At 61.8% G+C, this 26,647-nt stretch carries 23 protein-coding genes; 15 read left to right on the top strand and 8 right to left on the bottom strand.

Features of this window, described 5'->3' with window-relative positions; translation table 11 throughout:
• The first annotated feature begins 55 nt into the window (after window positions 1-55).
• Complete coding sequence (locus KW824_RS03760; protein ID WP_218408948.1) at window positions 56-565, top strand: VC2046/SO_2500 family protein; 510 nt, start codon at window positions 56-58, stop codon at window positions 563-565.
• Window positions 566-643: 78 nt separating this feature from the next.
• Here the strand turns inward: KW824_RS03760 and hpf are convergent, their stop codons facing one another.
• Window positions 644-982, bottom strand: a complete 339-nt coding sequence (gene hpf, locus KW824_RS03755) for a ribosome hibernation-promoting factor, HPF/YfiA family (RefSeq protein ID WP_005325604.1) — start codon at window positions 980-982, stop codon at window positions 644-646.
• A 392-nt stretch (window positions 983-1,374) separates the two neighbouring features.
• On the opposite strand from hpf, the gene KW824_RS03750 reads away from it, so the two are divergent.
• The 5 genes from KW824_RS03750 (at window position 1,375) to yciA (ending at window position 8,674) form a co-directional block, all read left to right on the top strand.
• Entirely contained in the window at window positions 1,375-3,894 is a 2,520-nt protein-coding gene (locus KW824_RS03750) for a bifunctional diguanylate cyclase/phosphodiesterase (RefSeq protein ID WP_218408947.1), read from the top strand.
• An 85-nt stretch (window positions 3,895-3,979) separates the two neighbouring features.
• A complete protein-coding gene (locus tag KW824_RS03745) occupies window positions 3,980-5,893 on the top strand; it encodes a transglycosylase SLT domain-containing protein (RefSeq protein WP_218408946.1) in 1,914 nt (637 codons plus the stop codon).
• Window positions 5,894-6,070: 177 nt separating this feature from the next.
• Window positions 6,071-7,069 carry a LacI family DNA-binding transcriptional regulator gene (locus tag KW824_RS03740; RefSeq protein ID WP_041206143.1) on the top strand — a complete coding sequence of 333 codons (999 nt, stop codon included), beginning with the start codon at window positions 6,071-6,073 and terminating at the stop codon, window positions 7,067-7,069.
• 247 nt (window positions 7,070-7,316) lie between these two features.
• Window positions 7,317-8,132 carry an NAD-dependent epimerase/dehydratase family protein gene (locus KW824_RS03735; RefSeq protein ID WP_218408945.1) on the top strand — a complete coding sequence of 272 codons (816 nt, stop codon included), beginning with the start codon at window positions 7,317-7,319 and terminating at the stop codon, window positions 8,130-8,132.
• A 143-nt stretch (window positions 8,133-8,275) separates the two neighbouring features.
• Window positions 8,276-8,674 carry an acyl-CoA thioester hydrolase YciA gene (gene yciA, locus KW824_RS03730; protein ID WP_218408944.1) on the top strand — a complete coding sequence of 133 codons (399 nt, stop codon included), beginning with the start codon at window positions 8,276-8,278 and terminating at the stop codon, window positions 8,672-8,674.
• Window positions 8,675-8,680: 6 nt separating this feature from the next.
• Here the strand turns inward: yciA and KW824_RS03725 are convergent, their stop codons facing one another.
• Window positions 8,681-8,905 (bottom strand): hypothetical protein, encoded by a 225-nt coding sequence (locus tag KW824_RS03725; RefSeq protein WP_218408943.1) that lies wholly within the window; start codon window positions 8,903-8,905, stop codon window positions 8,681-8,683.
• A 111-nt stretch (window positions 8,906-9,016) separates the two neighbouring features.
• Between KW824_RS03725 and KW824_RS03720 the strand changes: the two genes are divergently transcribed.
• A complete protein-coding gene (locus tag KW824_RS03720; RefSeq protein WP_218408942.1) occupies window positions 9,017-9,862 on the top strand; it encodes an endonuclease/exonuclease/phosphatase family protein in 846 nt (281 codons plus the stop codon).
• 69 nt (window positions 9,863-9,931) lie between these two features.
• Here KW824_RS03720 and KW824_RS03715 read toward each other — a convergent pair whose 3' ends face one another.
• Together KW824_RS03715 and gloB are read right to left on the bottom strand one after the other, a co-directional pair.
• Complete coding sequence (locus tag KW824_RS03715) at window positions 9,932-11,473, bottom strand: LysM peptidoglycan-binding domain-containing protein (protein WP_218408941.1); 1,542 nt, start codon at window positions 11,471-11,473, stop codon at window positions 9,932-9,934.
• Between the two features lie 69 nt (window positions 11,474-11,542).
• On the bottom strand, window positions 11,543-12,307 hold the full coding sequence (gene gloB / locus KW824_RS03710) for a hydroxyacylglutathione hydrolase (protein WP_043132851.1): 765 nt from the start codon (window positions 12,305-12,307) through the stop codon (window positions 11,543-11,545).
• An 81-nt stretch (window positions 12,308-12,388) separates the two neighbouring features.
• On the opposite strand from gloB, the gene KW824_RS03705 reads away from it, so the two are divergent.
• On the top strand, window positions 12,389-13,111 hold the full coding sequence (locus KW824_RS03705) for a class I SAM-dependent methyltransferase (RefSeq protein ID WP_218408940.1): 723 nt from the start codon (window positions 12,389-12,391) through the stop codon (window positions 13,109-13,111).
• 68 nt (window positions 13,112-13,179) lie between these two features.
• Here KW824_RS03705 and rnhA read toward each other — a convergent pair whose 3' ends face one another.
• Window positions 13,180-13,644 (bottom strand): ribonuclease HI, encoded by a 465-nt coding sequence (gene rnhA / locus KW824_RS03700; RefSeq protein ID WP_025326391.1) that lies wholly within the window; start codon window positions 13,642-13,644, stop codon window positions 13,180-13,182.
• Between the two features lie 52 nt (window positions 13,645-13,696).
• Between rnhA and dnaQ the strand changes: the two genes are divergently transcribed.
• Together dnaQ and KW824_RS03690 are read left to right on the top strand one after the other, a co-directional pair.
• On the top strand, window positions 13,697-14,431 hold the full coding sequence (gene dnaQ / locus KW824_RS03695; RefSeq protein ID WP_042650252.1) for a DNA polymerase III subunit epsilon: 735 nt from the start codon (window positions 13,697-13,699) through the stop codon (window positions 14,429-14,431).
• The gene (locus KW824_RS03690; protein ID WP_218409088.1) at window positions 14,428-15,684 is read left to right on the top strand and encodes a TIGR03503 family protein; all 1,257 of its coding nucleotides are present in this window, start codon (window positions 14,428-14,430) and stop codon (window positions 15,682-15,684) included. The genes dnaQ and KW824_RS03690 overlap by 4 nt, the downstream gene beginning before the upstream one ends.
• A 79-nt stretch (window positions 15,685-15,763) precedes the next feature.
• Here KW824_RS03690 and KW824_RS03685 read toward each other — a convergent pair whose 3' ends face one another.
• Both KW824_RS03685 and fadE read right to left on the bottom strand, forming a co-directional pair.
• Entirely contained in the window at window positions 15,764-17,281 is a 1,518-nt protein-coding gene (locus tag KW824_RS03685) for an HD domain-containing phosphohydrolase (RefSeq protein WP_043132857.1), read from the bottom strand.
• Between the two features lie 173 nt (window positions 17,282-17,454).
• Window positions 17,455-19,911 carry an acyl-CoA dehydrogenase FadE gene (fadE, locus tag KW824_RS03680; RefSeq protein ID WP_218408939.1) on the bottom strand — a complete coding sequence of 819 codons (2,457 nt, stop codon included), beginning with the start codon at window positions 19,909-19,911 and terminating at the stop codon, window positions 17,455-17,457.
• A 259-nt stretch (window positions 19,912-20,170) separates the two neighbouring features.
• Between fadE and lpcA the strand changes: the two genes are divergently transcribed.
• The 3 genes from lpcA to KW824_RS03665 all read left to right on the top strand — a co-directional run bounded on the left by lpcA (window position 20,171) and on the right by KW824_RS03665 (window position 22,296).
• Window positions 20,171-20,749 (top strand): D-sedoheptulose 7-phosphate isomerase, encoded by a 579-nt coding sequence (gene lpcA / locus KW824_RS03675; RefSeq protein WP_005325554.1) that lies wholly within the window; start codon window positions 20,171-20,173, stop codon window positions 20,747-20,749.
• A gap of 117 nt (window positions 20,750-20,866) precedes the next feature.
• Window positions 20,867-21,664, top strand: a complete 798-nt coding sequence (locus KW824_RS03670; protein WP_005325551.1) for a class II glutamine amidotransferase — start codon at window positions 20,867-20,869, stop codon at window positions 21,662-21,664.
• 296 nt (window positions 21,665-21,960) lie between these two features.
• Window positions 21,961-22,296, top strand: coding sequence for an Hpt domain-containing protein (locus KW824_RS03665; RefSeq protein WP_218408938.1), 336 nt, complete (start codon window positions 21,961-21,963; stop codon window positions 22,294-22,296).
• A 14-nt stretch (window positions 22,297-22,310) separates the two neighbouring features.
• Here KW824_RS03665 and yvcK read toward each other — a convergent pair whose 3' ends face one another.
• Window positions 22,311-23,234 (bottom strand): uridine diphosphate-N-acetylglucosamine-binding protein YvcK, encoded by a 924-nt coding sequence (gene yvcK / locus KW824_RS03660; RefSeq protein WP_218408937.1) that lies wholly within the window; start codon window positions 23,232-23,234, stop codon window positions 22,311-22,313.
• A 111-nt stretch (window positions 23,235-23,345) separates the two neighbouring features.
• Here yvcK and KW824_RS03655 point away from each other — a divergent pair, with 111 nt between their 5' ends.
• Window positions 23,346-24,530, top strand: coding sequence for an FIST signal transduction protein (locus KW824_RS03655; protein WP_218408936.1), 1,185 nt, complete (start codon window positions 23,346-23,348; stop codon window positions 24,528-24,530).
• 18 nt (window positions 24,531-24,548) lie between these two features.
• Window positions 24,549-26,630: an ATP-binding protein gene (locus KW824_RS03650; RefSeq protein WP_218408935.1), complete on the top strand. Its 2,082-nt coding sequence runs from the start codon at window positions 24,549-24,551 to the stop codon at window positions 26,628-26,630.
• The last annotated feature ends 17 nt before the right edge of the window (window positions 26,631-26,647 follow it).

Raw genomic sequence — 26,647 nt, 5'->3', positions numbered from 1 at the left:
AGGATTGGGTTGACGGCCGATAAGCAATGAAACCCTCATTTCCAAGATTTATCCCATGCTGCCCAGTGCCATTCGTGATCGCCTGCTCGTCGATGAAGCCCAGTTGGGCCAGCGGCTCAACCAGGATCTCCGTCAGGGAGACAGGGCCGACTTCAGACTGCACCTGGCGCTGCTGACCGATGCGGTCGAGGAGCAACCCTGGTTTGGGGCCGCCCCGACGGCGGCGCCGCCAGCGCAGACATGGCGCACCCGTTTCGGTTTGATGCCCGAGGCCGCCTTGGCGGGCGAGCCGGGGGAATCAGGTGCTTGGGCACTCAACGAGCGCCTGCAGCAGGGGGGCTGCATGGCCGATGTGCGGCTCTGGCTGGCGCTGCGATCTCCCCCGCTGGTCAACCGGACACCGGCGCTGGATCCCGCCGTGTATGACAATCTGTCTGCTCTCGGGCGGGAACGCTGGCAAGGCAAGCTGGCTTCCCAGCCAAGAGACGAGGATCCCTTGCTCATGCTGCCGTTGCTGGATGACCTGACGCGCGGAGTGGATGCGCGCTTGCGCTGGCTGGCTTGATGCCAGAGGCACAGGAACAAGATGCAAAAAGGCGGGATGACCCGCCTTTTTGCATTAATGAAGAGATAACAGTCTGGATCAGGCGTCGGCTTCGTCCACCTCGGGAACGTCCTTGCCTACGACCGCCGCGCGGCGAGCGAGGGGTTTTTCGATGTGGCGATTGAGCTGGCGCTCCAGCTTCTGGCCCAGATCCGTGATGGCGGCATACAGATCCTCGTGCTCTGCCTGCGCAAACAACTTGCCGTTGGGAATGCCGGCGGTGGCCTCGACGATATACATCAAACGCTCTTTGGAGATGATCACATGGGGTGTGATAAGAGGCACCTGAAGACGCTCGAGCTTTTCAAAACGGGATTCAATGCGCTCGCGGATGGCTGGGGTAATGTCGATGATTTTACTGGTCATTTCGATTTTCATACTTGGCCCCCTTCGGGTCGTCTTGCTTGTGTCTTCACCCTCAGATTACCCATGTGGTTGGATGGAAATGTGACCTATATCACAAAACATTCCCTTGGTGATGCGGCAATCCCTAAATTGTGAGCTTTTCCCGTTTCATGCCAAAAACCGCTTGAGCTCAACGAAACGGGCAGGCAGTATGCGCGAATAGGATCGTTTCTGTCCCCCCCTTGGCAGCGCCTTGTGTCGACCCGATGTCTGGTTTTCACCGCTCAGTCTCGCATTTTCTCTACCCACATCGTTTATCGCATCGCAAAAGGATTGCCATGCGCCTGTGGTGATATGCGCACAAACGGATATGCTTTTCTGCATGTGTCGGGGTGGATAACGTGGTTGTAGTGTTGGAGTCGTAAATGAAGCAACAAGCCACCCAGATGATGTGGTTTTATGATCGACAGCATGAGCAGTGGAGCCTGTCTGATCATCTCTCTTGCCAGCCCTGGCAGGAGGAAGGGGCTCATCCCTGGGCCCGCCAACTGGCAAAAGAAGATGAAGCCGGTTTCGCCGATTTTCTCGCAAGACTCCACCATTCTGGCCAACCCGGTCAGTTCATCGGCCACCTCTGCGATGAGGCTGGCACTGTGCATCACGTGCTCTGGTACGGCCAGTATGTGCCGGCCCAGCAGCTCTGCTGCGGCTGGCTGGCACCGCTGGAGATGTCCCACAACGCCGTGAGCCGCGCCGAGCCGTCAGCCGGTATCACTCCGCCACTTCCTCTGCTGCAGGCGCCCTTGCTGGCTCAGCTGGCGCAGGCACTCTCCGCGAGGACTGGCCTCGATTTCTGCCATACCCTGGTCAACGAGCTCGCCCATATTCTGGGGGCCAATGCGGTCTGGCTGACGGAACGAGTGGGCCTTGACCGGCTCAGGGTGCTGGCGAGCCACGGCATCGACTTCAAGGAGTATGCCCTGGCTGACATGCCCTGCCAGCAGCTCTACCGGCAGGGCGTCACCAGTTCGACCCCCGTGAGTGAACCTCTTATCGGCTGCACCTGCCTGCCCCCGGGCCAGCACTACTACGCCCAGCCACTGCTGGATCGCAGTGGCCAGATCCTGGGCCATCTCGCCCTGCTGTTCCCGAACCAGACCCAGACTGCCGATCTGGGGTCCGTGCTGACCATCTTCTCGGTGCGCATGGTGGCCGAGCTGGAGCGCCTGCAGAGCGACGCCCTGATGCGGCTATCTGCGGTGGCGTTCGAAACCCATGAAGGCATCATCATCACGGATCCAGACTTCAAGATCCTGCGGGTCAATTACGCCTTCAGCCAGATCACCGGCTTCGACAGCCAGGGAGTGATAGGCCTGCACCTTGGCAACGACCTCTGGTCCGGTCTCGGGGGGCTAGGCTATGAGCTCAATGCTCTGGATCGCTGGCAGGGGGAGACCCTGCGTCTGCATGCCGACGGCCATGTCTATCCCCAGTGGGAAATCGTCACGCCGGTCCAGGATGACAAGGGGGGCATCAGCCACTATGTCATCTTCTTCGAAGACATCTCCGAGCGTAAGGCGGCGGAGCGCCGCATCCAGGATCTCGCCTATTACGACGAGCTGACCGGTTTGCCCAATCGCCGTCAGCTCCACGAGACCCTGGCCCAGGCGTTTGCGGAGGCGAGCCGCGAGCACCTGATCGGTGCCCTGCTGTTCATCGATCTCGATCACTTCAAGACCATCAACGACTCCCTGGGTCATGCCACCGGCGACTGGTTGCTCAAGGAGGTGGCGAGCCGCCTCAAGCGGTTGGTGCGACAGGGGGATTGTCTGGCCCGACTCGGTGGTGACGAGTTCGTGTTGCTGCTGCCCGGCCTCTCCATCAGCCCGCCCCAGGCCGAGATGCAGGCCGACCTCATCGCGGAGCGGCTCATCGGGGAGATTGCTGCCCCTTACAGTCATGGCGGCCAGGTGCTGCACATCGGAGCCAGCGTCGGTATCACCCTGTTCCCTGGCCGGGAGCAGGAAGCCGGGGACCTGCTCAAGCAGGCCGACACCGCCATGTATCAGGCCAAGTCGGCGGGCCGCAAGACGCGGCGTTTCTTCGATGCCTCCATGCAGTTGCAGGCTGATCGGCGCCTGCTCATTCACAACGAGCTGCGCAGTGCCCTCAACAATCAGGAGCTGACCCTCCACTATCAACCCCAGCACATGGTCGAAGGGGGTGACATCATCGGGGTGGAGGCGCTGATCCGCTGGCAGCCGCCTGGCCGTGCCTTGGTCTCTCCCGCCGAGTTCATCCCCATCGCCGAGGAGACGGATCTCATCGTCGACATCGGCAACTGGGTGTTGCATGAGGCCTGTACCCAGTATGTCTCCTGGGAGGAGAACGGGATCCACGTGCCCCAGCTGTCGGTCAACGTCAGTGCCAAGCAGTTCCATGCCCACGATTTCGTCGATCGGATCCACGATGTGCTGGCCGCCACCGGCATGGATCCCTCCTGCCTGAACCTGGAGATCACCGAGTCCGTGGTGCTCGGCCATGCGGAGGACACCATCAGCAAGATGGCCGAGCTCAAGACCCTTGGCATCAGCTTCGCCATCGACGATTTCGGTGCGGGCTACTCCTCCCTGAGCTACCTCAAACGGCTGCCCGCCGATGAGCTCAAGATCGACCGATCCTTCATCCAGGACATCCCCAAGGATGGCGACAACATGGCCATCGTCGAGGCGGTGATCGCCATGGCCCGCCACATGGGATTCAACGTGACGGCCGAGGGGGTCGAATCCCGCCAGCAGCTGGAATTCCTGCAGGCGCAGGGTTGCCATTTCTTCCAGGGCTATCTTGCCTCCAAGCCGCTGCCCGTGCCCTATCTGGAGCGCTACATCAGCCGCCTGACCCGCCATGATCGTGCCGCTCCTGCCGACAAAAATAGTGTGGCGTAGCGCCCATATTTAACGGGTAGAATGAAGGTATCTCACCACCGCCAACGGGCGGTGGTCATGCCTCTTCTAAGGGAGAATGCCTTTCGTGAAAGCCGTGCAGGGAATCATCTTTTCGGCGCTGTGCGTGCCAGGGCTTGTGGCACCCGTCTTTGCGCAAACCATGGAGCAGTCCCTCTATCGTGAGGGCTATGACGCCGTGCGTGCCAACGATCAGGAGCGCTTCCAGCAGATCCGCGCCCGCCTCAACCACTATCCGCTGCGGCCCTATCTGGATTACTACCAGCTGGCGTTCCGGCCCGGAGCGGCAGACTACAACGACGTGACCCGTTTCATCCGCCAGCACGGGGATACCCCCCAGTCCAACCGGCTGGAGCGCGCTTACCTCACCTACCTGGCCCAGAGTCAGCAGTGGTCCCAGTTCCTGCGCTTCTACCCGGCCAAGCCGAACTCTACCGATCTGCTCTGCATGCACTACCAGGCCCGTTATTACACCGGCCACAAGAGCGAGGCCCTGCAGGAAGCGGGCAAGCTCTGGCTGAGCGGCCAGTCCAGGCCCGATGCCTGCGATCCCCTGTTCCAGCTCTGGCAGCAGGCGGGCCTGCGCACCCAGGAGAAGATCTGGCAGCGGATGAGCCTGGCTTTCGAGGCGCAGAACCCCAATCTCATCCGCCATCTCGGCCCCCAGCTGGGGAGTCTGAAACCCTATGGGGATCAGATGATAGCCCTGTTTGATCAACCGGCCAGGGCGATGAACCCGGCCTCCTTCTCGACGGCGCCGCAGTCGAGGCAGCTGCTCTCCCTCGGGCTGGCCCGCTATGCCAACGAGCAACCCGAGCCCGCCCTGCGTCAGCTGGGGGAGATGAAGCGCCGTTTCGGTCTGAATCAGGCCGAGGTTGCCCGGGTGGAGCGGGCGGCCGCCCGCCGCCTGCTGCTGGACAGATCCACCGCCCAGCGCAACTGGCTGGATGCTACCCTGGTACGGATGAAGGACGCCGAGCTGGTGGAGCTGCGGGCACGGCTCGCCATCTGGGAGCAGGATTGGCGCGACCTCGAAGGCTGGGTCAAGCGGATGCCCATGGCACTGCAGAAGGAGGATCGCTGGCGCTACTGGCTGGCGCGCTCCCTGGAGGTGCAGGGTCGGCAAAAACCGGCGCGGGAGCTCTATCTCGAAACCGCCAATCTGCGCGGCTTCTATGGCTTCATGGCGGCGCAGCGCACCGGTGTGCCTTATCGCATCAAGAACCAGAGCGTGGGGCACAAGGTGCCGGACTGGCGCACCGCCAGCAGCCGCTGGCCTTTCCTGGTGCGGGTGCGCGAGTTGCTGGCGATGAACGAGATCACGGCGGCGCGCTCTGAGTGGATCCACAACATGGATCGCAACCCAGTGGCCCAGCGCCTGGAGTTCGGTCATATCGCCCTCAACCAGGGCTGGCACGAGCTGGCGATCCTCTCCAGCATTCGGGCCGAGGCCTGGGATGCGATCGACTTGCGCTTCCCCTTGCCCCTCAAGCGCACCTTCTCCCAGATGGCGCAGGAGCGCACCATGAACACCAGCCTGCTCTATGCCATCTCTCGTCAGGAGAGCGCCCTCTATCCGCTGGCGCAGTCGCCGGTCGGGGCGCGTGGCCTGATGCAGCTGATGCCAGCCACCGCGAGAGAGACCGCCAGCAAGCTGGGAGTACCCTATCGCAACGAGCAGCAGCTGTTCGACCCCACCATGAACATCCGCCTCGGCAGCGCCTACCTCAAGCGGCTGCTGGACGTGTATGACGGCAACCGGATCCTGGCGGCGGCGGCCTACAATGCGGGCCCCGGCAGGGTCAAGCGCTGGCGGGATCAGAGCACCAACAAGCCGATGGATGTCTGGGTGGAGAGCATCCCCTATAGAGAGACGCGCAACTACGTCCAGAACGTGCTCTCCTTCGATCTCATCTACCAGCACAAGCTGCAGCAGCCCCTGCGTTTCATGTCGGAACGCGAGCTCAATCACGCCTATTGAGTGCGGGGGCAGTCGCGTCAGCGACTGCCTCCCATTCTTGCCTCAGAATGGTTATTATCCCTTAAGCTTTGTTACAAAAGGAAACCTGTCAGGTGATCGGGCGCCGCGTCTTGGTCTGACTGGTTCGATATAATGCCCGATCAACACAGACAGGCTTCCCCAACAAAGGAATTGAGAGTGGCAACGATCAAAGACGTATCTCAGCTGGCGAATGTGTCCATTTCGACGGTGTCGCGAGTCATCAACAACACGGCGCAGGTTGCACCCGAGAAGCGCGAGGCCGTGCTCGCGGCCATGAAGGAGCTGAGTTTTCGTCCAAACAGCTTCGCCCAGGCCCTGGTAAGCAAGCGTTCCAACTGCATCGGTGTCCTGGTTGGGGATCTCTGTGGTGGCCCCTTCTTCGCCCAGATGATGCGTGGCATCGAGAGCATGGTCGACAAGGCGAACAAGTTCACCATAGTGGTCTCCGGCAACCACGACGCGGCCCGGGAGCGTCACGCCATCCAGGCGCTGCTGCAACGCCAGTGTGACGCCCTGATCCTGCACAGCAAGGCGCTGCCGGACGAAGAGCTGAGCGAGCTGGCGTCGGGGTCCACCCCCATCGTCTTCATCAATCGCCAGGTGCCGGGCTGCGAGGAGCGCTGCGTCTGGCTGGACAACCAGGCGGGCATCACCACCGCCTGTCAGCACCTGCTGGATGCGGGACATAGCCGGATTGCCTTCATCACCTCGGATGACGAGGAGTTCGTCGATGGCCAGCAACGGATGGCTGGCTATCGCGTCGCCCTGCAACGGGCCGGCATCGAGCTGGATCCCGCCCTCATCGGTCGCGCCTTTGCCGACGAGAAGGGGGGCTATGTGGCCATGAGCGAGCTGCTGGAGCGCGGCGTTCCCTTCACGGCCGTGCTGGGCTTCAATGATGCCATGGTGGCGGGTGCCATCTCCTGCCTGCTGGAGCGGGGCTACAAGATACCGCAACAGGTCTCCGTGGTCGGTTTCGATGACATCCCCTATGCCCGTTACATCTATCCCAAGCTCACCACGGTGCGCTACCCCATCGAGGAGATGGGAGAGCGGGCCGCGGAGCTGGCCTTGCGCCTGCTGGATCACAAGCCGGTGGAGGGCTTGGCGCTCAAGTTTGAAGCGGAACTGGTACGCCGGGAGTCTGTGGCCTGAGCGATGGATTGGCCCCAAGTGGGCCAATTTTCTCACCAAACATTGAAAGCGCTTTCAGAAATCCTTTTCAACTGTGATCCGCTTCAAAGCTTTTTAACCGCGCAGTCACTAGCATAGGCCCCACGAATTAGGAGCGTGCGCTCCCGATTTTCCCGCTGTGGGAGGTAACCGGTTCATCCGGCTATTTCCTTCGTTACTTTCGACGGTCATCATAGGATGGCCGTTTTTTTTTGCCGAGATTTTGCCGATGACAACCGAACATGAGTATCAAACGGGAATAGTGGGTGCAGGCTGGCTGGGGTTGCCGTTGGCCCGGGCATTGCAGGCGCAGGGTCAGTCCGTCGCCGTGACAGTCAGCTCCCTCGAGAAGGCGACCCGGTTGCGTGACGGGGGCATCGCGGCCTGGCCGCTGCTGCTGGCTCCGGACATGGTGGGCCCGCTGCCGTTTCGCTGCCGCGATCTGGTGATCTGCGTGCCCCCCAGCAAGACCGAGGATTACCCGGCGTCGGTGGCACGGCTGTGCCAGCTGGCCAGGGCGGCAGGTGCTGGCAAGGTGCTCTTTATCAGCGCGACCTCGGTGTGGGCGCCAGGGCAGGGAGAGGATGGGACCCCGAGCCCGGCCAGCGCCAGGGGAGAGCGGATGCGGGCGGCAGAACTGGCTGTCCAGGAGGGCGGCTTTGCCTGCGCCATGGTGCTGCGTCCGGCCGGCCTCTACGGCCCGGACAGGCACCCCGGGCGCTTCCTCGCGGGCAAGACGCTGGCAGGAGGAGGGCAGGCGGTGAACCTAGTGCATCTGGACGATGTGGTGGCGGCCTGCCAGCTGATGCTGGCGGTGGGGCAGGAGGGGGACACCTACAACCTGAGCGCCCCGGTCCACCCGCGCCGGGAGCAGCTCTATCCCTTCGCGAGCCGTCTGCTCGGGCTGGCGCCCCCGCAGTTCATCGAGCCGGCGGGGGATTTTTCCCCCATCGAGGGACAGCGCATCTGCCAGCGACTGGGTTTTGTCTATCGCTGGCCGGATCCGGCCCACTGGTTTGCCGCGCAGGCGTCCTTGCAAGGGTGAGTCAGGATGGGCTTCAACCTGGTCTTCTTTGCCGATGGCTGGGCCCGCGAGCCTTGTGCGGTGCGGGCCCGCCGGGCAATTGAGGTTTGCCAAGGGCGGGATCGCCCCCTATCATGCCGCCATCCATGATAGAGAGAGCAGTAATGATGGAAGAGACAAAGCGTCATCCCGATGGGGAGCTGTTGCTGAGAACCCTGGCGATGCCAGCCGATACCAACCCCAATGGCGATATCTTCGGGGGCTGGATCATGTCCCAGATGGATATAGGTGGGGGCATCATGGCCAAGGAGCTGGCAAAAGGACGCATCTGTACCGTCTCGGTGGAGGGCATGACCTTCCACAGCCCGGTCAAGGTGGGCGACGTGGTGTGCTGCTACGGTCGCTGCCTGAAGGTGGGGCGCAGCTCCATGTGCCTCAAGCTGGAGGTCTGGGTCAAGCCGGTGCTGCGGGAGAACGAGGCCCAGCGTTACTGTGTGACTGAGGGGGTCTTTACCTACGTGGCCATCGACGATCAGGGTAAATCACGCCCCGTTCCAGTCTGAATCTGCTCAGATGAGCCGGGCGTTGATGATGGATATTTCCTGCTCAAGCCCGGTTTTTTGCCGTATCATGCGTTCCAGCATCTCTTCCGAGCCGACGCACTGAGCCGTGTCGAACAGACAGAGATCGCACTGGGGATCCCGTCTGATCTGATAGATGGTGGAAAGCTCCACTTGATGACAAGTTCCTTGTTGATCATAAAATGTCACGCGGTACTGGTGCTGTCTCGCCATTGCGGGATCCCTCATGGATGAGTCGGGCCGGACACGAATAATGAGACTAGTCGGCGTCCATGACCTCTGTGAGGATCATGGTGCGTTGCAGAGGCAGGTGATTGTTAGCCAATGAAAAATAGTTATCGGATTCTGGGGACGTCCCTGCTGACGCTGGGGCTGGTTGGTTGTTTCGAGGTGCCGGATCAGGATCACCTGGTCACGGCGGCGGGCATAGTGCCCGGCGTCGATTGTCAGAAGCCGCCTCTGGTGGCGCTGGCTTCCACCGCCTTGCCCCGCGAGTTCGGCATCACCGTCTGGAATCTCTACAAGGGTCAGCGCAAGAACTGGCGTGAAGGGCTGAACGAGTACGCCAAGTCGCAGGATCTGGTGCTGCTGCAGGAGTCGGCTACCCGGCCCGAGATGCTGCACTGGCTGCGTGCGGGTGATTTTCAGTGGCAACAGCTGCAGGCGTTCACCCAGGGAGGTGTCTCTTTCGGTGTCATGACGGTGGCCAAGACACCGCAGGCCTTCGTCTGTGGTGTGCGCTCCCCCGAGCCGCTGCTGCGTATCCCCAAGTCCGGTCTGGTGAGTCTCTACCCCTTGCAGGGGGATCCTGACGGTGTGCTGGTGGTCAACCTACATGCGGTCAATTTCGAGTTAGGGATGGCCACCTTCCGCGAGCAGCTCAACGATCTGACCGCACTGATCCATCGCCATCAGGGTCCTGTCATCCTGGGGGGAGACTTCAATACCTGGAGCGACAAGCGCGAGTTCTGGCTGAACAAGCTGGTTGGGGAGCTTGGCCTGCAGGAAGCCATTCCTGTGCCCGACTTGCGCCGTACTGCTTTCGGTCGCCCGCTGGATCACCTCTACTACCGCAACCTGGACCTGGTGGAGGTGAGCTCACCGGCCACCGATGCTTCGGATCACAATCCCATCCTGGCGCGGTTCGCGGCCCAGGCCATCACCCCCTGAGGGGTGATAGATGGTAGATAAAAAAATACCCCGCACTCGCGGGGTATTTTTTTGTACGGTGATAAGCAATCAGCTGTTGTTCTTCACGAACAGGGTCAGCTCCTGCCCCGGCTTGAGGTAGTCGGTCTTGCCGAGCTGGTTCCAGCGCATCACGTCGTTGACGGCGACCTGGAAGCGGGCGGCGATGGAGGAGAGAGAATCCCCGCGGCGCACCTGATAGACCATGGACTTGTTGCTGCCCTTGCCCTGCTTGGGCCAGACCACCAGCTTCATGCCTGGTTTCAGGGCCGACTTGGTGCTCAAGCCGTTCCACTTGGCCAGATCGGCGTGGGTCACCCCGTGGGCCTGACTGATGCTCCACAGATTGTCACCGGAGCGCACCTGATACTGGATCTTGCTGCCACTGCCACTCGCCAGCTGTTGTGGCTTGCTCTGAACGGCCTGGCTCGCATGTCCCCCGTTGGGAATGATCAGGCTCTGGCCACGGCGCAGATTGGTGCCGCGCAGGTTGTTCGCCAGCTTGAGTTGCTGCACGCTCACCCCGTGGTTCTGGGCGATGCGGGAGAGGGTATCGCCGCTGGTGACCTGATAGGAGCGTACGCCACGAGTACGTTCACGCTGGGGCAGATCGGCCAGGGCCAGTTCCAGGGTGTCGGCGTACTCGACGGGTACCAACAGGTTGTAGGGGCCTCGCGGCGAGGTCATGCCACGCTTGAGTGCCGGATTGAGGGCCTTGAGCTGGGAAGCGGAGACACCGGCCAGCTGCGCCGCCACGTTCAGGTCGATCTGGCCACCTGTGTTGATGGTCCGCAGTTGCGGCTTGTTGGCCAGCACCGGCAGGGTGACATTGTACTTGTCCGCATTGCGGATCATGTCAGCCATGGCCAGGATCTTGGGCACATACATCCGGGTTTCACGGGGCAGGTCCAGCGACCAGTAATCGGTCGGCCGACCGGCCTTCTGATTGCGGATGATGGCATTGCGTACCCGACCTTCACCGGCATTGTAAGCGGCCAGCGTCTGCAACCAGTCGCCGTCGAAGAAACGGTTCAGGTACTCCAGATAGTCCAGTGCGGCATTGGTGGAGGCCAATACATCGCGGCGGCCGTCATACCAGTTGTCGTGGCGCAGGCCGAAGTTCTTGCCGGTAGCCGGAACGAACTGCCAAAGACCGACCGCATTGCTGCGGGAGCGGGCATTGGGATCGAACATGCTCTCGATCATGGGGATGGTAATAAGCTCCATTGGCAGCTCACGCCGTTCGATTTCCTCTACCATCAGATACAGGTAGGGCTCAGCCCGGCTGGCAATGGTCGCCATATGCTTATCATTACGAAGTAACCAATCACGCTGCTGGCGGACTCGGGCATTTTCGTGCGAGTCCAGCTGCATATCATCGCTGATACGCACCCACAGGTTATCGGTGTCATCCATCTCTTCTAACTGTTCGTCGCCGAACAGCATTCTGGAAGAGTGTTTCTTGTACGTTTTCTTGCTGACTTGGGGGGATTTGATCGGCTCGATTGCCGTTATCGCCCGGTCATCCTGATGGCTCAGGTTTTGACAGCCGCTGAGAAACAGCGCCGCCAATAAGGCCGTTCGTAGCTTCATCTCGCTCAGGTCATCTATGGAAAAACAGCTCGCATCATAAGGGGCAATGGCCCCCTGATCAAGGTTTGTTCAAAAAACGTCCTTCCAGCCCCTCAGCACGGTGAAGGTATCCTCTGGATTTTCCAAGCATTTAAGGGCGTATTTCTCAGCAGAAAATTTCACTGAGTCCTCATTGCAGCGCAGAAAAACATTGAAATGCCGCTCATCTCCCAGGCGTGAGGGGAGACTCGGCAGGCCCTGCTGACGCAGCTTGCTGATCACCCCGATCCGGCGCTGGATCGCCAGGTTGTCCGGCTCGACCGCATGGGCGAAACGCAGGTTGGAGAGGGTGTATTCATGGGCGCAATAGAGGAGGGTGTCATCGGGCAGGGCCGCGAGCCGTTGTAGCGATGCGTACATCTGGGCGGGGCTGCCTTCGAACAGGCGGCCACAGCCGGCACTGAAGAGGGTGTCGCCACAAAACAGCATGCCATGGCCGTGATAGGCGATGTGGCCCAGGGTATGGCCGGGGATGTGGAGGACATCCAGGCTCAGGCCGTGCCAGTTGATCTGATCCCCGTCATCGAGCCACTGGCCGTGATGATCCGGCATGGGGTCATGTTTGGGGCCATAGAGGCGGGCGTGAGGAAAATGATGCAGCAGATCCGTGACGCCGCCCACATGGTCGCGATGATGGTGGGTCAGCAGGATGGCATCGAGCTCAAGCCCGAGCGTCTCGAGCCGCTCCAGCACGGGGGCCGCCTCGCCCGGATCCACGACGAGGCAGTGATTTTCGTGTCGGATCAACCAGATGTAGTTGTCGCTGAAGGCGGGAACTGTGATGACGGTATACATGGGTCGGCTTCTCTTTGTGTTCTCTTTGTGGAAGGGATCTTATATAACAAGATGGCATTCGCACCCCGGATTGGTCCCATTATGCAGCTGGCACGTACCGAACAACAGATCGCGATCCCGACCAGCTGGTCGGCATTGCCCATGGGGGACTGGGTGGCGGCCGAGCTCCAGGAGCGGCTCGACAACTGGTGTCCTCATCTGTTTGGCTACCATCTGCTGAAAATTGGCGCCCTGAGCGCCGAGCTCTCCTGCGGCAGCTCCACCATTCGCCACCAGCTAGGTGTCGCCCCCGGCGGGCGTCTGCTGGATATCAAGGGGGATCCCCTTGCCTTGCCGATCCGCACCGGCAGCGTGGATGCCTGCCTGCTCGCCCACTGCCTCGACTTTTCACCGGATCCCCACCAGGTGCTGCGCGAGTCTGAGCGGGTGCTGACCGATGACGGCTGGCTCATCGTCAGCGGCTACAACCCCACCAGCCTGGTCGGCCTGGGTCATTACCTGCCCTTCATGCGACAACACCTGCCCTGGTCGGCGCGCATGTTCACCCCGGCCCGGGTGACCGACTGGTTGCAACTGCTGGGGTGCGAGGTGATGTTTGACGAGCGCTTCGGTTTCTCCTTCATGGGGAAGCAGAGCAAGATTGGCTGGTGGCGGGAGAGCCTGGGGCGGGATTACTGCAGACCCTTTGCCTCTGTCTATGTGATAGCCGCCCGCAAGCGGCGTTTCCCCGTCACCCCGGTGCGCCGTCGCTGGCGCCTGCCGGAGTCGATGGCGGCGCCTGGCATGGCGCGCCAGGGCTGGTGACGAGGGTGCCACGACAGACCGCTGGCTGTTTCCTTCATTAATAGAGAAGTCTCTGCCAGCAGGGCATCTCAGGGCTGGTAGCCCGTGTCTTCGGCGAGCTGCTTGCCGCTGGCGGCATCCCGGGCCAGCACGTCGCAGCGTTCGTTTTCCGGATGACCGGAGTGACCCTTGACCCAGAGCCATTCGATCTGGTGGCGCGCCACTTCCGCGTCCAGCGCCTGCCAGAGATCGACGTTCTTGACCGGTTGGCGGTTGGATGTCATCCAGCCTTTCTTCTTCCAGCCGATGATCCACTGGGTGATTCCCTGGCGCACATACTGGCTGTCTGTGGTCAGGCGTACCTGGCAGGGTTCGTTCAGGGTGCGCAGTCCCATGATGGCGGCCATCAGCTCCATCCGGTTGTTGGTGGTCAGCCGATAGCCCCCAGCCAACTCCTTGCGGTGCTTGCCATAAACCATGACGGCGCCATAACCGCCGGGGCCAGGATTGCCGAGGCAGGAACCATCCGTATACAAATCAATCTTTTTTAGCATGGGTCTTGGGGTAAACTAGCGAATAAAACCGAAGTTTGACATGGATTCGATCATGAGCACACCCCAACTGAATCGCCAGATCATTCTGGATACTGAAACCACAGGCATGAACACGGCAGGCGGCCCCGTCTACCTCGGGCACCGCATCATCGAGATCGGCTGTGTGGAGGTGATCAACCGCAAACTGACCGGCAACCATTTTCATGTCTACATCAAGCCGGATCGGCTGGTGGACCCCGAGGCTATCGCCGTGCACGGCATCACCGATGCCTTCCTGGCGGACAAGCCCTCCTTCAGCCAGATAGCCGACGACTTCATCGCCTTCATCCGCGGTGCCGAGATCATCGCCCACAACGCTCCCTTTGACGTGAGCTTCATGGACTATGAGTTCGGCAAGCTCGGCCTCGATTTCAAGACGGCGGACATCTGCGGCATCACTGATACCCTGGCGATGGCGCGGGATCTCTTCCCCGGCAAGCGCAACAACCTGGATGTGCTGTGCGATCGCTACGGCATCGACAACTCCCACCGTACCCTGCACGGGGCCTTGCTCGATGCGGAGATCCTGGCGGACGTCTACCTGCTGATGACGGGTGGCCAGACCAAGCTCAATCTGGCCAGCGAGAGCAGCGAGAATGACAGCAACCAGGACACCGGGATCCGCCGGTTGGAGAGCAACCGGGCACCCCTCAAGGTGGTGCGCGCCAGCGACGAGGTGGTTGCCGTCCATGAGGCCAGGCTGGATCTGGTGCAGAAGAAAGGGGGAGCCTGCCTGTGGCGGCAATGAGTTCGCTCTGGGGGGGGTTGCTGCTGCTGACCTCCCTTTCCGGCATGGCCAACGAGGTGTTTGCCCCCTCCGACATCCCACTGCTCGACAACCGCTTTCGCATCGATTACGGCGTGAAGGAGATCACCTTCATCATCAAGCGCAAGCCGGGCACGCCGTCGGTGATCCTGGTGCGGCCCGATGGCAGCAAGCTCTATGTGGGCAAGGTCACACCGCCGGAGGTGGGTTGGCTGGCCCTCAAGGATCAGGATCTCATCACGGTACGCAACCCCATGCCGGGCCCCTGGCAGGCCATCGGCGAGGTGGACCCCGACAACAGGGTGCGCCTGCTCACCGATATTCGGCTCGAGAGCGAGCCGTTGCCGACCCGTCTCTATCAGGGGGAGCGGATCAAGCTGCAATCCCGGCTGCTGATCGACGGGGCGGCGCCGGGGGCGGGCTACTACCTCTCCGATCTCGGCATGACGGTGAAGCTGCAACAGTTCAACGATGCGGCCCAGAGCGGGGAGCCCATAGCTGAGGAGACCCTCGGACACTACCTCGATGATGGCAAGGGGCTCGATGAGGTGCCCGGGGATGGCGTCCTGACCGCCGAGGCGGTGCTGGACGTGCCAGCAGGCAAGTATCGCGCCCTCTACAGCAGCGGCAATCAGGTGTTCTCCCGTGCCCAGTCCCAGCAGGTGCTGCTCTTCCCCTGGCCGCTGAGCTACACCCTGGATGCCCCTTCCGGTGACGTCGGGGCCAGGCTCTCTTTGCTCATCGATGCCGACGAGCTGGAGCCGGCCTCAGTGGTGATCCAGGGCAAGGCCATCGACAGCGCAGGGGGCAGCATGGCCTTCAATGCAGTGGCAACCGAGCCCCGCCTGGGCGTCGATCTCTCCGCCCTCAAGGCGGCAGGCCAGTACAAGGTAGAGGCGACCCTGTTTGGCACCACCCGACTCGGCCGCGAGGTGCAACTGCAACTGCCGGTCAAGTCGTTCACCATCATGCCGCCACCGGCGCCCACCCCTTCAGCGGCATCTCCCATCTCGGCAGCGGCACCGACTCAGGCCAGGTTTGAGGAACGGGAGAGCCCGGTCTGGTTGCCCTGGGCCCTGGGTGGTGGTGGCCTGCTGCTGCTCCTGCTGGGGGCGGGTGGCTTCATCCTGCTGCAAAAGCGTCGCACCCTGCACAAGGTGATGGCGGCGCAGAAGGCGCAGAGCGAGGTCGTCCCCCCGGCTCCCAAACTGGATCTCAATCTGCCGGAGCAGTAGCCAGCGCTCCATGCAAAGAAGCCGCCCGATGGGCGGCTTCTTCATGATGGCGGGGTGGCAGCTCGTTGTACCCCCTGTCTCAGTGGGCGCCGATATAGACGTCCTTGTACTGCTCGCGGATCTCGAGGAACTTCTCGAGGTTGGCCAGCATCAGATCCACCAGCAGGGGATCGAAGTGCTCTCCCTTCTCTGCTCTGATCAGCGCCAGCACCTGGTCCAGCGGCCAGGCCTGCTTGTAGCAGCGATCCGAGCCCAGGGCATCGAACACGTCCGCCAGCGCGACGATCCGTCCTTCCAGCGGTATGTCCTCCCCCTTTAGCCCGCGGGGGTAGCCGCTGCCGTTCCACTTCTCGTGGTGGTTCCCAGCGATGGTGGCGCCTATCTGGAACAGCGCGAGATCGCTGCCGGAGAGCATGTCCTGTCCCAGCTGGGCGTGGGTCTTCATGATCTCCCACTCCTCTGGGGTGAGCTTACCCGGCTTGTGCAGGATGGCATCCGGGATCCCCACCTTGCCGATGTCGTGCAGGGGAGAGGCGCGCTTGATGAGCTCGCACCTGTCTTCGTTCATGCCCAGCAACTGGCAGAACAGCTCGGTGTAGAGTGCCACCCGCTTGACGTGCAGGCCGGACTCCTTGGAACGGCTCTCCACCAGCTCGCCGATGCGGTAGATGATCTCGCGCTGATTGTCGCCGATGACCTCGTTGAGCCGGATGTTCTCCAGCGCCACTATGATGTTCTCGGTGAACAGACTCAGCAGGCCGGTATCCATCTGGCTGAGGGGGCGAGTGGTCTCGATGTGGAACAGCAGGTGGTGACGGGGGTTCTGGCAATAGAGCACCATCTGGTTGCCGTCGTAGACGTTGGCACCCTTGTCCATGGCGCAGCGCAGTATGGCTGGCGCCTCACTGAGGCGCAGGGCCGGGCCCTCGCTGAGCAGCGGTTCCAGCACCTGATCCCGTACCTCGTAGGCCAGATGCTTCACGTCGTAGATCTGGGACTCTTCCAGATTGAGCAGGGCGCTGAGCTGGGTCTGCGCCCCTTCGACGAATTGGCGCAGGGCGCGTTGCTCGAAGATCCCCTTGGAGGCTTCGATGACCTTCTCCAGCCCCTGGCGATTGCTCTCCAGGGTGCGAATGTCCCGGTAGGATCGCAGGCTGGCGCGCAGCAGGGTGCGTAGCTTCTGGGAGGTCAGCTCCGTCTTGTCCTTGTAGTCGTTGATGTCGTAGTTGGTGACGACGTCATCTTCCGGCGCCTGACCGGGCTGGCCGGTACGCAGCACGATGCGCACCATCTTGTTTTGCAGTTCATCGCGCACGAACTTGACCACTTCCAGACCGGCGTGATCGGCTTCCATGACGACATCGAGCAGCAGCAGGGCAACATCCGGGGTGGTGGCGAGCAGCGCCTTGGCTTCGGTGGCGGAATAGGCGTGCAGAAAATCGATGGGCTTGCCGTCGAACTCGAACTTGTTCAGGGTGATCTTGGTGATGCGGTGCACTTCGGGTTCGTCGTCCACTATCATCACCTTCCAGCCGGCGGGTCGCTCTGCTGTTTGGGGAAGATCGTCATCGTCAATAATCAGGATTTGATCATCCATTACGCAATCCTGTGTGTGATCCTGTGCCTACCTTAACCGCTTCATTCAAGATAGGAAACGGATAGATATCCAAAATATGATCCCATCGGTTTATCTTCTTTCTCCAGTCTCTATCGGGCTGATCGCACCATGAAAAACGCCTCCGGGAGGGAGGCGTTTTGGCATTCATGGCATCAGGCTGCCCTGTGATAGGCCGACGCTTCAAACAGCGCCTTGTTGGCCACCAGATCGATGGGGTCGAAGTCATCGACGTTGATGGTGCGCAGACGGCTCTCTTCGGCACGGTGCAGCAGGTCGGCCTCGGTCTGGTTGATGACGCCAAGGGCCAGGCCGGCGTCTGCCACCTTGTCGAGCTGAGTGAAGGGACGCTTGCGGCCCTCTGCCTTGCACACCTTGTCAAACAGCGGCTCGGCGGTCAGCACGTCATCGAGGGCCTGTTCCAGCAACCCGAAGGGGTTGCCCTCCTCGCGGGTGAGGTACTGCCCTTCGGCCAGGCGGTCGCGGGTGGCGCTCGGGGTCTGCAGCAGACGGGCAACCTGGCTGTCCAGCTTGTCGGAGGGACGCTTCATGTCGCGACCCAGCGGCAATACGATGACGCGCAGGACCAGGCCAATCCAGCGGTTCGGGAAGTTGCGCAGCAACTCGTCGATGGCTTCCTGTGCCTTGAACATGGCGTCTTGCAGTGCCCAGTGCAGCAGCGGCAGGTCGGCCTGCTGGCGCCCCTCGTCCTGATAACGCTTGAGGGCGCTGGAGGCGAGATAGAGCTGGCTCAGCACGTCGCCGAGGCGGGCGGAGACCCGCTCCTTGCGCTTGAGTTCACCACCCAGGGTGCCCATCGCCATATCGGACAGGAAGGCCAGGTTGGCACTGAGGCGCGAGAGCTGCTGGTAGTAGCCCTTGGTCTGATCCTTGTACGGTGCCGCGGCAAAGCGGGCGCCGGTGATGCCCAGCCAGAAGCTGCGCACCAGGTTGCTGATGGCAAAGCCGACGTGGCTGAACACCGCCTTGTCGAAATCCTTCAGCGCCTGCTCCTTGTCGGGATGGCTGGCGGCCAGCATCTCCGGCAGCACATAGGGGTGACAGCGGATGGCGCCCTGACCGTAGATGATCATGCTGCGGGTCAGGATGTTGGCCCCTTCAACCGTGACCGCAATGGGCGCACCCTGATAGCCGCGGGCCAGGTAGTTGTTCGGGCCCATGCAGATGGCCTTGCCGCCGTGGATGTCCATGGCATCTATGATGCACTTCTGGGCACGGTCGGTGAGGTGGTACTTGACGATGGCGGAGATGACGGACGGCTTCTCGCCCAGATCGATGCCGGTCACCGTCAGCTTGGCGGCGGCGCCCATGATGTAGGCGTTGCCACCGAGACGTGCCAGCGGCTCTTCGATGCCTTCCATCTTGCCGATGGGCAGCTTGAACTGGCGGCGGATGCGGCTGTAGGCACCGCTCGCCAGGGCCAGCATCTTGACGCCCCCTGTGCTGTTGGAGGGCAGGGTGATGCCGCGACCGACCGACAGACACTCCACCAGCATGCGCCAGCCCTGGCCGGCCATGGCCGGGCCGCCGATGATGAAGTCGAGCGGCACGAACACATCCTTGCCCTGGGTCGGTCCGTTCTGGAACGGTACGTTGAGGGGGAAGTGACGGCGGCCTATCTCGACGCCCTTGATGTCAGTGGGGATCAGGGCACAGGTGATGCCAAGCTCCTCTTCCTCACCCAGCAGGTGATCCGGGTCGCGCAGCTTGAAGGCGAGACCCAGCACAGTCGCGATAGGGGCCAAGGTGATGTAACGCTTGTTCCAGGTCAGGCGCATGCCGAGCACCTCTTCCCCTTCCCATTCACCCTTGCAGACGACGCCGAAGTCGGGAATGGAGCCGGCATCCGAGCCCGCTTCCGGGCTGGTCAGGGCGAAGCAGGGGATCTCCTTGCCGACTGCCAGACGGGGCAGGTAGTGGTCTTTCTGCTCGTCAGTGCCGTAGTGCTGCAGCAGTTCGCCCGGCCCTAAGGAGTTGGGCACGCCGACGGTGGAGGCGAGCACGGCGCTGGCGCCGCACAGCTTTTGCAGCACGCAGGACTGGGCGTAGGCGGAGAACTCCAGGCCGCCGTACTTCTTCTTGATGATCATGGCGAAGAACTTGTGGTCCTTCAGGTACTGCCACACCTCGGGAGAAAGATCGGCCCGCTCGTGGGTCACTTCCCAGTCGTTGACCATGCGGCACACGTCTTCAACCGGGCCATCCATGAAGGCTTGCTCTTCGGCGGAGAGGGTGCTCACCGGAATGGCGTGCAGTTTCTTCCAGTTCGGATTGCCGGCAAACAGATCCGCTTCCCACCAGGTGGTGCCCGCCTCGATGGCTTCCTTCTCGGTGCGAGACATCTCCGGCATGATGGACTTGTAGATCTTGAACAGGGGTTTGGTCAGCTGGTTGCGACGAAACTCCACCAGGTTGAGCGGGATGGCGATCACCGCGAACAGCACCCACACCAGCAGGGGCACATGGCCATAGAGGGCGCCGGCGACCAGGGCGGCGGCCGTGGCAAGCGTGGCGGTGAACAGTGACGCCCGGCGGTAAGCCATGGCGCCGATCACCAGGATCACCCCGAACAGAGTGAGGGTCGTCGTCATTTTTCGCTCCTTGCATGAGTTGCCGAAGTTGGGGAAAACGTGGGTTAACTGATCCAGAGGTCTGACCTGTTGGATGTGGTCCCTGTTGTAATTCATACGCACAAAATTATCAAGATGTTTACAAGCTTGTTACCTTAACACCGTGATCGCCCTAACGTACTGCAGGCCGCATCTTGGCGGGCAGGGGGGCGACGACTGGATTGGCTTGTGCGACAATGCAGAACCCTATGTTGGACGATACAAAGAGACATCAGACGCCATGTACCAAGAACTTATCCGCAATGAACTGACCGAAGCTGCCGGCGTGCTCCAGGCCTTTCTGGCCGATGAGCAAAATCTGAAGAACATAGAGGCGGCCGCCAAACTGCTGGCTGACTCTTTCAAGGAAGAGGGCAAGGTGCTCTCCTGCGGTAACGGCGGTTCCCACTGCGACGCCATGCACTTTGCCGAAGAGCTGACCGGCCGCTATCGCGAGAACCGCCCTGGCTATGCCGGCATCGCCATCTCCGATCCCAGCCACCTCTCCTGCGTCTCCAACGACTTTGGCTATGACTATGTCTTCTCCCGCTACGTGGAAGCGGTCGGCCGTCGTGGCGACGTGCTGCTCGGCATCTCCACCAGCGGCAATTCCGGCAATATCCTCAAAGCCATCGAGGCTGCCCGCGCCAAAGGCATGAAGGTCATCGCCCTGACCGGCAAGGACGGTGGCAAGATGGCAGGCCTGGCCGATGTCGAGATCCGGGTGCCGCACTTCGGCTATGCCGACCGCATCCAGGAAGTGCACATCAAGGTCATTCACATCCTGATCCAGCTGGTCGAAAAAGAGATGGCCAAGTAATCAGAGAGGGCGGGTGGGGCAGCCGGGGGGCCAATGACCGATCCTGGCGCCTCGCATCCAGCTTGAGTTCACTGATTGACGCAAAGATGATCAATTAATTCAGGGAGTGGACTGGACATGTGCGAACTGCTCGGCATGAGCGCCAATGTGCCGACCGACATCTGCTTCAGCTTTACCGGGCTGATGCTGCGGGGCGGCAAGACGGGCCCTCACAAGGATGGCTGGGGAATCACCTTCTACGAGGGGCGAGGCTTTCGCACCTTCAAGGATCCCGAACCCAGTGCCCAGTCACCCATCGCCAAGCTGGTGCAGGCGTTGCCCATCAAGAGCCGCGCCGTGGTCAGCCATATCCGGCAGGCCAACCGGGGATGCGTGTCGCTGGAAAACACCCATCCCTTCACCCGCGAGCTGTGGGGACGCTACTGGACCTTTGCCCACAACGGCCAGCTGACCGGCTACAAGAGGCTGCCGACCGGGCGTCATCGTCCTGTGGGGGACACTGACAGCGAGCACGCGTTCTGCTGGCTGCTCGACAGGCTGGAGCAGAAATACCCCAAGCGTCCGGCGAACTTCCCCGCCATGTTCCGCTATCTCGCGACCCTGTGCGACGAGCTGCGTGGACTCGGGGTGTTCAACATGTTGCTGTCGGATGGGGAGTTCGTGATGACCTATTGCAGCAACAACCTCTACTGGCTGACCCGCAGGGCGCCCTTTGGCGAGGCCCGTCTGCTGGATGAAGACGTGGCCATCGACTTCCAGAGCGAGACCACTCCGAATGACGTGGTGACGCTGATAGCCACCCGCCCGCTCACCGGCAACGAGAGCTGGGTAAAGATGGTGCCAGGGGAGTTCTGCCTGTTCAGGCTGGGTGAGCTGGAATACGGCAATGCAGCCAAGCTGCTGACCCGTAAATAAAAAATACCAGGGTAGAATCCTACCCTGGTTCTTCGCAGCAGCCATACAGGCAAAAAGGGATGAGAGAGGTGTTGCTGAGCCGCATCATTCTCATGGCTTGCATTGTTACGTTATTGTTAATTTTGTGGCAACATTTATCTCTTTCCTGCCTGTGACTGGGTGTTGATAACTTGAACTGGCTCACACTCTGATGGCGGCAAGGCACTTCGCTCGAGTCTCACCGGAGAGTGGATGACAGCCGGTGTGCGGGTCGGCTATATTGTGGCCTGTTTGAATACCATCATAGGGAAGAGAAGATGGAGTGGCTGGATCAGAAAGTGCTGCGGCAACTGGCAGATGACATAGGTCACGACATGATGCCGGTCGTCATTTCGGTGTTCGTCGAGGAGGTGGGCGGGCAACTTGCCCAGCTCAGGCCGCTCTTTGATCAGCGGGACTGGACCGCCCTGGCCCGCCTCGCTCACAGCATGAAGTCCTCTTGTGGCAGTTACGGTGCCGAGCCCAGCTATCGTCAGGTCATGGCGCTGGAGCTCGCCTGTCGCGGGGAAGATGCGGAGGAGGCGGCTCGCCTGCTCGAACAGCTCGAACACTCCCTGCCGCAGGTATTCTCCCATTTGGCCCAGTATCACTAGGCCGCATTGGCGGCTTAGCCCGCCTTGTCACGCTCTGCGTACCAGCTCAGGATCACCGCATCCAGCGCCTGTCGAAGTTTGAGGCGATCGTGGCGATGGGGCAGGGCCGCCTCACCCAGACTGGCCAGAACCAGGCAATGCTGCAGCTCGGGGGCCCCATGGCCTTCGGGGGCTAGGATGGCATCGATCCGACCCTGGCCGATCCGCTCTTCCAGCCAGCGATGCTGGTGGGACAGTGTCAGCTTGCCAGCTGGCCCGTTTTCGGCCACCAGATTGCTGATGAAGACGACGATGGCACCGCTGCCGCGGATCGCCTCGGCTACCTCGTTTAGCAACAGGGGCGGCATGATGGAGGTGAGGAAGCTGCCGGGCCCCAGAATGATCATGTCGGCCTGGTTCAGGGCATCGATCGCCTCACGAGTGGCCGGCACGACCGGGTTCAGGCTCAGGGCCCGTGGCGGTGTGGTGAGCTGATCGATGGAAACCTCCCCCAGGATCTGATCGCCACAGACGGTGTGGGCACACAGATCGGTGGGATGTTCGGACATGGGCAGCAGGCTGGGCTCGATGTTCAGCATGTCACTGATGAGCCGGATGGCATCCAGGGGACGGACGCAGAGATTGTCGAGTGCCAGTAGCATCAGGTTGCCGAGGTTGTGACCCGCCAGCTCGCCGCGCCCCGTGAAGCGATATTCGAACAGTCGGCTGCCGATGCTGGGTTCGGTCACCAGCTGATTGAGGCAGTTGCGCAGATCGCCCCAGGCGATGCACTCCTGGCTCTTGCGCAGGCGTCCGGTGGAGCCGCCATTATCGGTCGTGGTGACAATGCCCGTCAGCCGAGTGCCTAAAAACGAGAGAGAAGAGAGCACCCGACCCATGCCGTGTCCACCGCCGATGGCGACGACCCGCTCAAAGTCATTGATATTTTTCTGCCACATGCCGTCATCCTGTGTGGGCCAGTGAGTATCATGCTAGTCCGCATGACCAGGTAATTATTTGATAAAGGTATGATTTTTGCTTGATGCCAGAGCATCGCATACCACTAGGAGATGGTGTTGAACTTCCTGACGGCTCACTCCCTTGCCGAGACGACCCCGCTGGCCGCCCAACAGATAGTTGAACGGCTGCTCGCTCAATCACCCCATTCCCCGTCGCTGTTGCTGGTTTATTTTACCCAAGCTCACGATGCCGCGGTACTGCGCCGTGCACTCAAGTCCCGCTTTCCCGATGTCCGGCTCATCGGGTGCAGCTCCTGTGGCGGTATCCTGACCCAGACTGGCCATCATGGTCTGTTGGGCTGGAGTCTCGCGGTGGCGGCCCTCTATGACGACAAGGGGGCCTACGGCGTAGCCGGCCAGGCAGGGGATAAGCTGGATGTGCGCCAGTTGCTGCGCCGCGCCATTGCGGATGGTGGGCGTCCCGGCGAGTTGCCGCAACTCATCTTGCTGCACACCAGCCCGGGCCAGGAAGAGGCTGTGCTAGCCGGCATAGATGCCGAGTTCGGGGCGACGGTTCCCGTCGTCGGCGGGTCGGCGGCTGACGACGGGGTCACCGGCGAGTGGCAACTGTGCTGGGATGAGGGGGAAGGGACGCAGGGCTGCGTGGTGGCGGTGCTCTATCCCGATTGCCAGTTGGCCTTCCAGTTCCACTCCGGTTATGTGCCCACCGAGCGCCATGGCATCATTACCGCGCTGGAGGGGCGCGAGGTACTGACCATAGACAATGAGCCGGCGGCCCGGGTCTACGCCCGCTGGACAGAGCGCCAGGTCCCCTGGCCGGTGGGCCCCATTTTGCGGGAGACGACCCTCTCCCCGCTGGCCCGGCAGGTCGGGACGCTCGATGAGATACCTTACTACAAGCTTTCCCACCCCGATGCTGTCACGGCGCGGGAAGGGTTGCGTCTGTTTACCGAAACCCGGCTGGGGGAGCGCCTGCAACTGATGTACAGCAGTCAGGAAGGCTTGCTTCAGCGCAGCCTGAATGCGGTGCGCATCGAACCCGAATACGGGATGGCGGGGAACCTGCAACCCATCGGTGCCCTGGTGGTGTTCTGCGCGGGCTGCCGTCTGGCGCTGGGGGACTCACTCAGCGATGTCGTCGGTCACTTCAGTCAACGGCTGGGGGAGATCCCCTTTATCACACCATTTACCTTCGGCGAGCAGGGGCGATTGCCCCACGGTGAGCTGGCCCATGGCAACCTCATGGTGTCGAGCGTAATCTTCCTCGAGAGCTGACACGGTGCTGGACACAAGATGATAGGCAATAGTGAACTCGAAACCCTGGGTGACAAGCTGCAAACCACGCTGGTGGAGCTGATGCGTTGCCGGGAGCGGGAGGCCAGATACCGTCAGGAGTCGCAGGCCCTGCTGTGCGGGGTGGCAACACTGGCACAGGCTCAGAGCCTCGAGCAGGTACTGGACAGCCTCATCCTGGCGCTCAAGCCCTTCATCGGCTTCGAACAGGCTGACGTGGTCGCCTGGGAAAGCACGCGCGGCACCACGCATCTGAGCACCCAACTCGGGGAGGTCGGCCGCATCTGGCCGCTGACGCCGCTCTTCTCCCGCGCCATCGCCGGGGAAACCCTGGTCATCTATGATCCGGCCCAGTTGCCCGAGCTGGCTGCTCTGGCGGGGGCTGCGGGCTGGGCCAGCGTCATGATGACGGGGCTGCAGGCGCCGGGCTTTTCCGGGGTGCTCATCTGCCGGCACAGTACCGCGGGCACCTTCGATCTTCAGAGCAAGGCGGCGATGCAGCGTTGTCGCCCGCTCATCTCCCAGGCGCTGGTCAACATTGCCTATCGGGCGCGCCTGCAGGAGCAGGTCGACCTCAAGACCCTGGCGCTTCAAGCGAGCGAGCAGCGCTTTCGCAGCTTTGCCGCCATGGCGTCCGACTGGTTCTGGGAGACGGATCCCGAGCACAGGCTGAGCTATGTCTCTGCCCCCGGTTATCAGGGGGAGGCGCTTGTCCGCCAGGCGGGGCGCAGCCTCTATGACTTTGCCCACGACAAGCAGGATCCCGCCTGGTGCAAGTATCAGCACCAGATCGCTCACCATCTGCCGGTGCGGGCGATGCGCGCCCAGGTGACGCTGGCCAGCGGACCCTGCTGGATGGAGATAAATGCCGAGCCCTGCCATGACGCTAGCGGCGCCTTCATCGGCTATCGTGGCACGGCGCGGGAGATTGGCAGCCAGATCCGCCGCGAGCAGGAGCTGGCGCGGGCGCGGGATGAGGCCGAGAGTGCCAACCGTGCCAAGTCCCAGTTCCTGGCCATGATGACCCACGAGATCCGTTCCCCCATGAATGCGGTGCTGGGGATGCTGGATCTGCTGCAGCACGGTCGGCTCGAGACTCCTCAACAGACCCTGCTTGGCCACGCCACCCACTCTGCCCATCTGCTGCAGACCATCATCGACGATGTGCTCGACTTCTCGAAGATTGAATCCCATACCCTGGCCCTGCACTGCGAGCCTTTTCAACCCGCCGAGCTGTGCCGAGCGCTGGTGGAGCCGCTGCAGGCGCAGGCCCGAGCCAAGGGCATAGCGCTGCATTGGCAGCTGGATGAGCAAGTGCCGTCTCACCTGCAGGGGGACGCGGTCCGCCTGTCCCAGGTGATTGGCAATCTGCTCGGCAATGCGGTGAAATTTACCGCCGCCGGCAGCGTGCGGCTCGCGCTGGAATGGCAGGATGAGCGGCTGAGGGTGTCGGTCAGCGACACCGGGATTGGCATATCCCCCGAGGATCAGGCGTTGCTGTTCGAGCCGTTCTATCAGGTCGACAGCTCGGCCAGCCGTCGTTTTTCCGGCTCCGGGCTTGGGCTGGCCATCTGCCGGCGGCTGGTGCAACTCATGGGGGGGGACATCCGCCTGCAGAGCACCCCGGGGCAGGGCAGCTGTTTCTGGTTCGAGTTGCCCGGGATGGCCTCACCTTGCATCGAGGCAGTCAGCCCCGCCACCCAGGGGCTCTCCATGCTGGATCTGGATGTGCTGGTGGTGGAGGACAGCCCGGTCAATCAGCTGGTGGTGTCGCTCATGCTGCAAAAGCTGGTGTGTCGGGTGAGGCTTGCAAGCAATGGCCTGGAGGCACTGGCACAGGTCGGTGAGCGGCGACCGGACCTCATCCTGATGGATATGCGAATGCCGCAGATGGACGGGCTGGAAGCAACCCGCCGCTTGCGATCCATGGGGTGCGAGGTTCCCATAGTAGCGCTGACGGCCAATGCCATGACGGAGGACAGGGCGCGTTGTCTGGCCCAGGGGATGAACGATTTTCTGGCCAAACCCATCAGCCTGGCCCGGCTGCGCAGTTGTTTGCTGCGCCATTGCCGGCTTCCATAGCCAGATTTTGGGTAAAA

This window comes from Aeromonas sp. sif0611 (genome assembly GCF_019218845.1).
Taxonomy (GTDB): domain Bacteria; phylum Pseudomonadota; class Gammaproteobacteria; order Enterobacterales; family Aeromonadaceae; genus Aeromonas; species Aeromonas media.
The sequence above is the reverse complement of the archived record's forward strand: the minus strand, read 5'-3'. Positions and strand labels throughout refer to the sequence as shown.

What these genes read in the sequence shown, in the direction of transcription:
- KW824_RS03760 (WP_218408948.1), top strand. Translation starts at nt 56, where the DNA reads ATGCTGCCCAGTGCCATTCGTGATCGCCTGCTCGTCGATGAAGCCCAG.
- KW824_RS03725 (WP_218408943.1), bottom strand. Translation starts at nt 8,905, where the DNA reads ATGGCGAGACAGCACCAGTACCGCGTGACATTTTATGATCAACAAGGA.
- KW824_RS03690 (WP_218409088.1), top strand. Translation starts at nt 14,428, where the DNA reads ATGAGTTCGCTCTGGGGGGGGTTGCTGCTGCTGACCTCCCTTTCCGGC.
- KW824_RS03650 (WP_218408935.1), top strand. Translation starts at nt 24,549, where the DNA reads ATGATAGGCAATAGTGAACTCGAAACCCTGGGTGACAAGCTGCAAACC.
- KW824_RS03670 (WP_005325551.1), top strand. Translation starts at nt 20,867, where the DNA reads ATGTGCGAACTGCTCGGCATGAGCGCCAATGTGCCGACCGACATCTGC.
- KW824_RS03720 (WP_218408942.1), top strand. Translation starts at nt 9,017, where the DNA reads ATGAAAAATAGTTATCGGATTCTGGGGACGTCCCTGCTGACGCTGGGG.
- KW824_RS03715 (WP_218408941.1), bottom strand. Translation starts at nt 11,473, where the DNA reads ATGAAGCTACGAACGGCCTTATTGGCGGCGCTGTTTCTCAGCGGCTGT.
- KW824_RS03750 (WP_218408947.1), top strand. Translation starts at nt 1,375, where the DNA reads ATGAAGCAACAAGCCACCCAGATGATGTGGTTTTATGATCGACAGCAT.
- KW824_RS03655 (WP_218408936.1), top strand. Translation starts at nt 23,346, where the DNA reads ATGGTGTTGAACTTCCTGACGGCTCACTCCCTTGCCGAGACGACCCCG.
- KW824_RS03735 (WP_218408945.1), top strand. Translation starts at nt 7,317, where the DNA reads ATGACAACCGAACATGAGTATCAAACGGGAATAGTGGGTGCAGGCTGG.
- hpf (WP_005325604.1), bottom strand. Translation starts at nt 982, where the DNA reads ATGAAAATCGAAATGACCAGTAAAATCATCGACATTACCCCAGCCATC.
- fadE (WP_218408939.1), bottom strand. Translation starts at nt 19,911, where the DNA reads ATGACGACGACCCTCACTCTGTTCGGGGTGATCCTGGTGATCGGCGCC.
- rnhA (WP_025326391.1), bottom strand. Translation starts at nt 13,644, where the DNA reads ATGCTAAAAAAGATTGATTTGTATACGGATGGTTCCTGCCTCGGCAAT.
- gloB (WP_043132851.1), bottom strand. Translation starts at nt 12,307, where the DNA reads ATGTATACCGTCATCACAGTTCCCGCCTTCAGCGACAACTACATCTGG.
- KW824_RS03705 (WP_218408940.1), top strand. Translation starts at nt 12,389, where the DNA reads ATGCAGCTGGCACGTACCGAACAACAGATCGCGATCCCGACCAGCTGG.
- lpcA (WP_005325554.1), top strand. Translation starts at nt 20,171, where the DNA reads ATGTACCAAGAACTTATCCGCAATGAACTGACCGAAGCTGCCGGCGTG.
- yciA (WP_218408944.1), top strand. Translation starts at nt 8,276, where the DNA reads ATGATGGAAGAGACAAAGCGTCATCCCGATGGGGAGCTGTTGCTGAGA.
- KW824_RS03665 (WP_218408938.1), top strand. Translation starts at nt 21,961, where the DNA reads ATGGAGTGGCTGGATCAGAAAGTGCTGCGGCAACTGGCAGATGACATA.
- yvcK (WP_218408937.1), bottom strand. Translation starts at nt 23,234, where the DNA reads ATGTGGCAGAAAAATATCAATGACTTTGAGCGGGTCGTCGCCATCGGC.
- KW824_RS03685 (WP_043132857.1), bottom strand. Translation starts at nt 17,281, where the DNA reads ATGGATGATCAAATCCTGATTATTGACGATGACGATCTTCCCCAAACA.
- dnaQ (WP_042650252.1), top strand. Translation starts at nt 13,697, where the DNA reads ATGAGCACACCCCAACTGAATCGCCAGATCATTCTGGATACTGAAACC.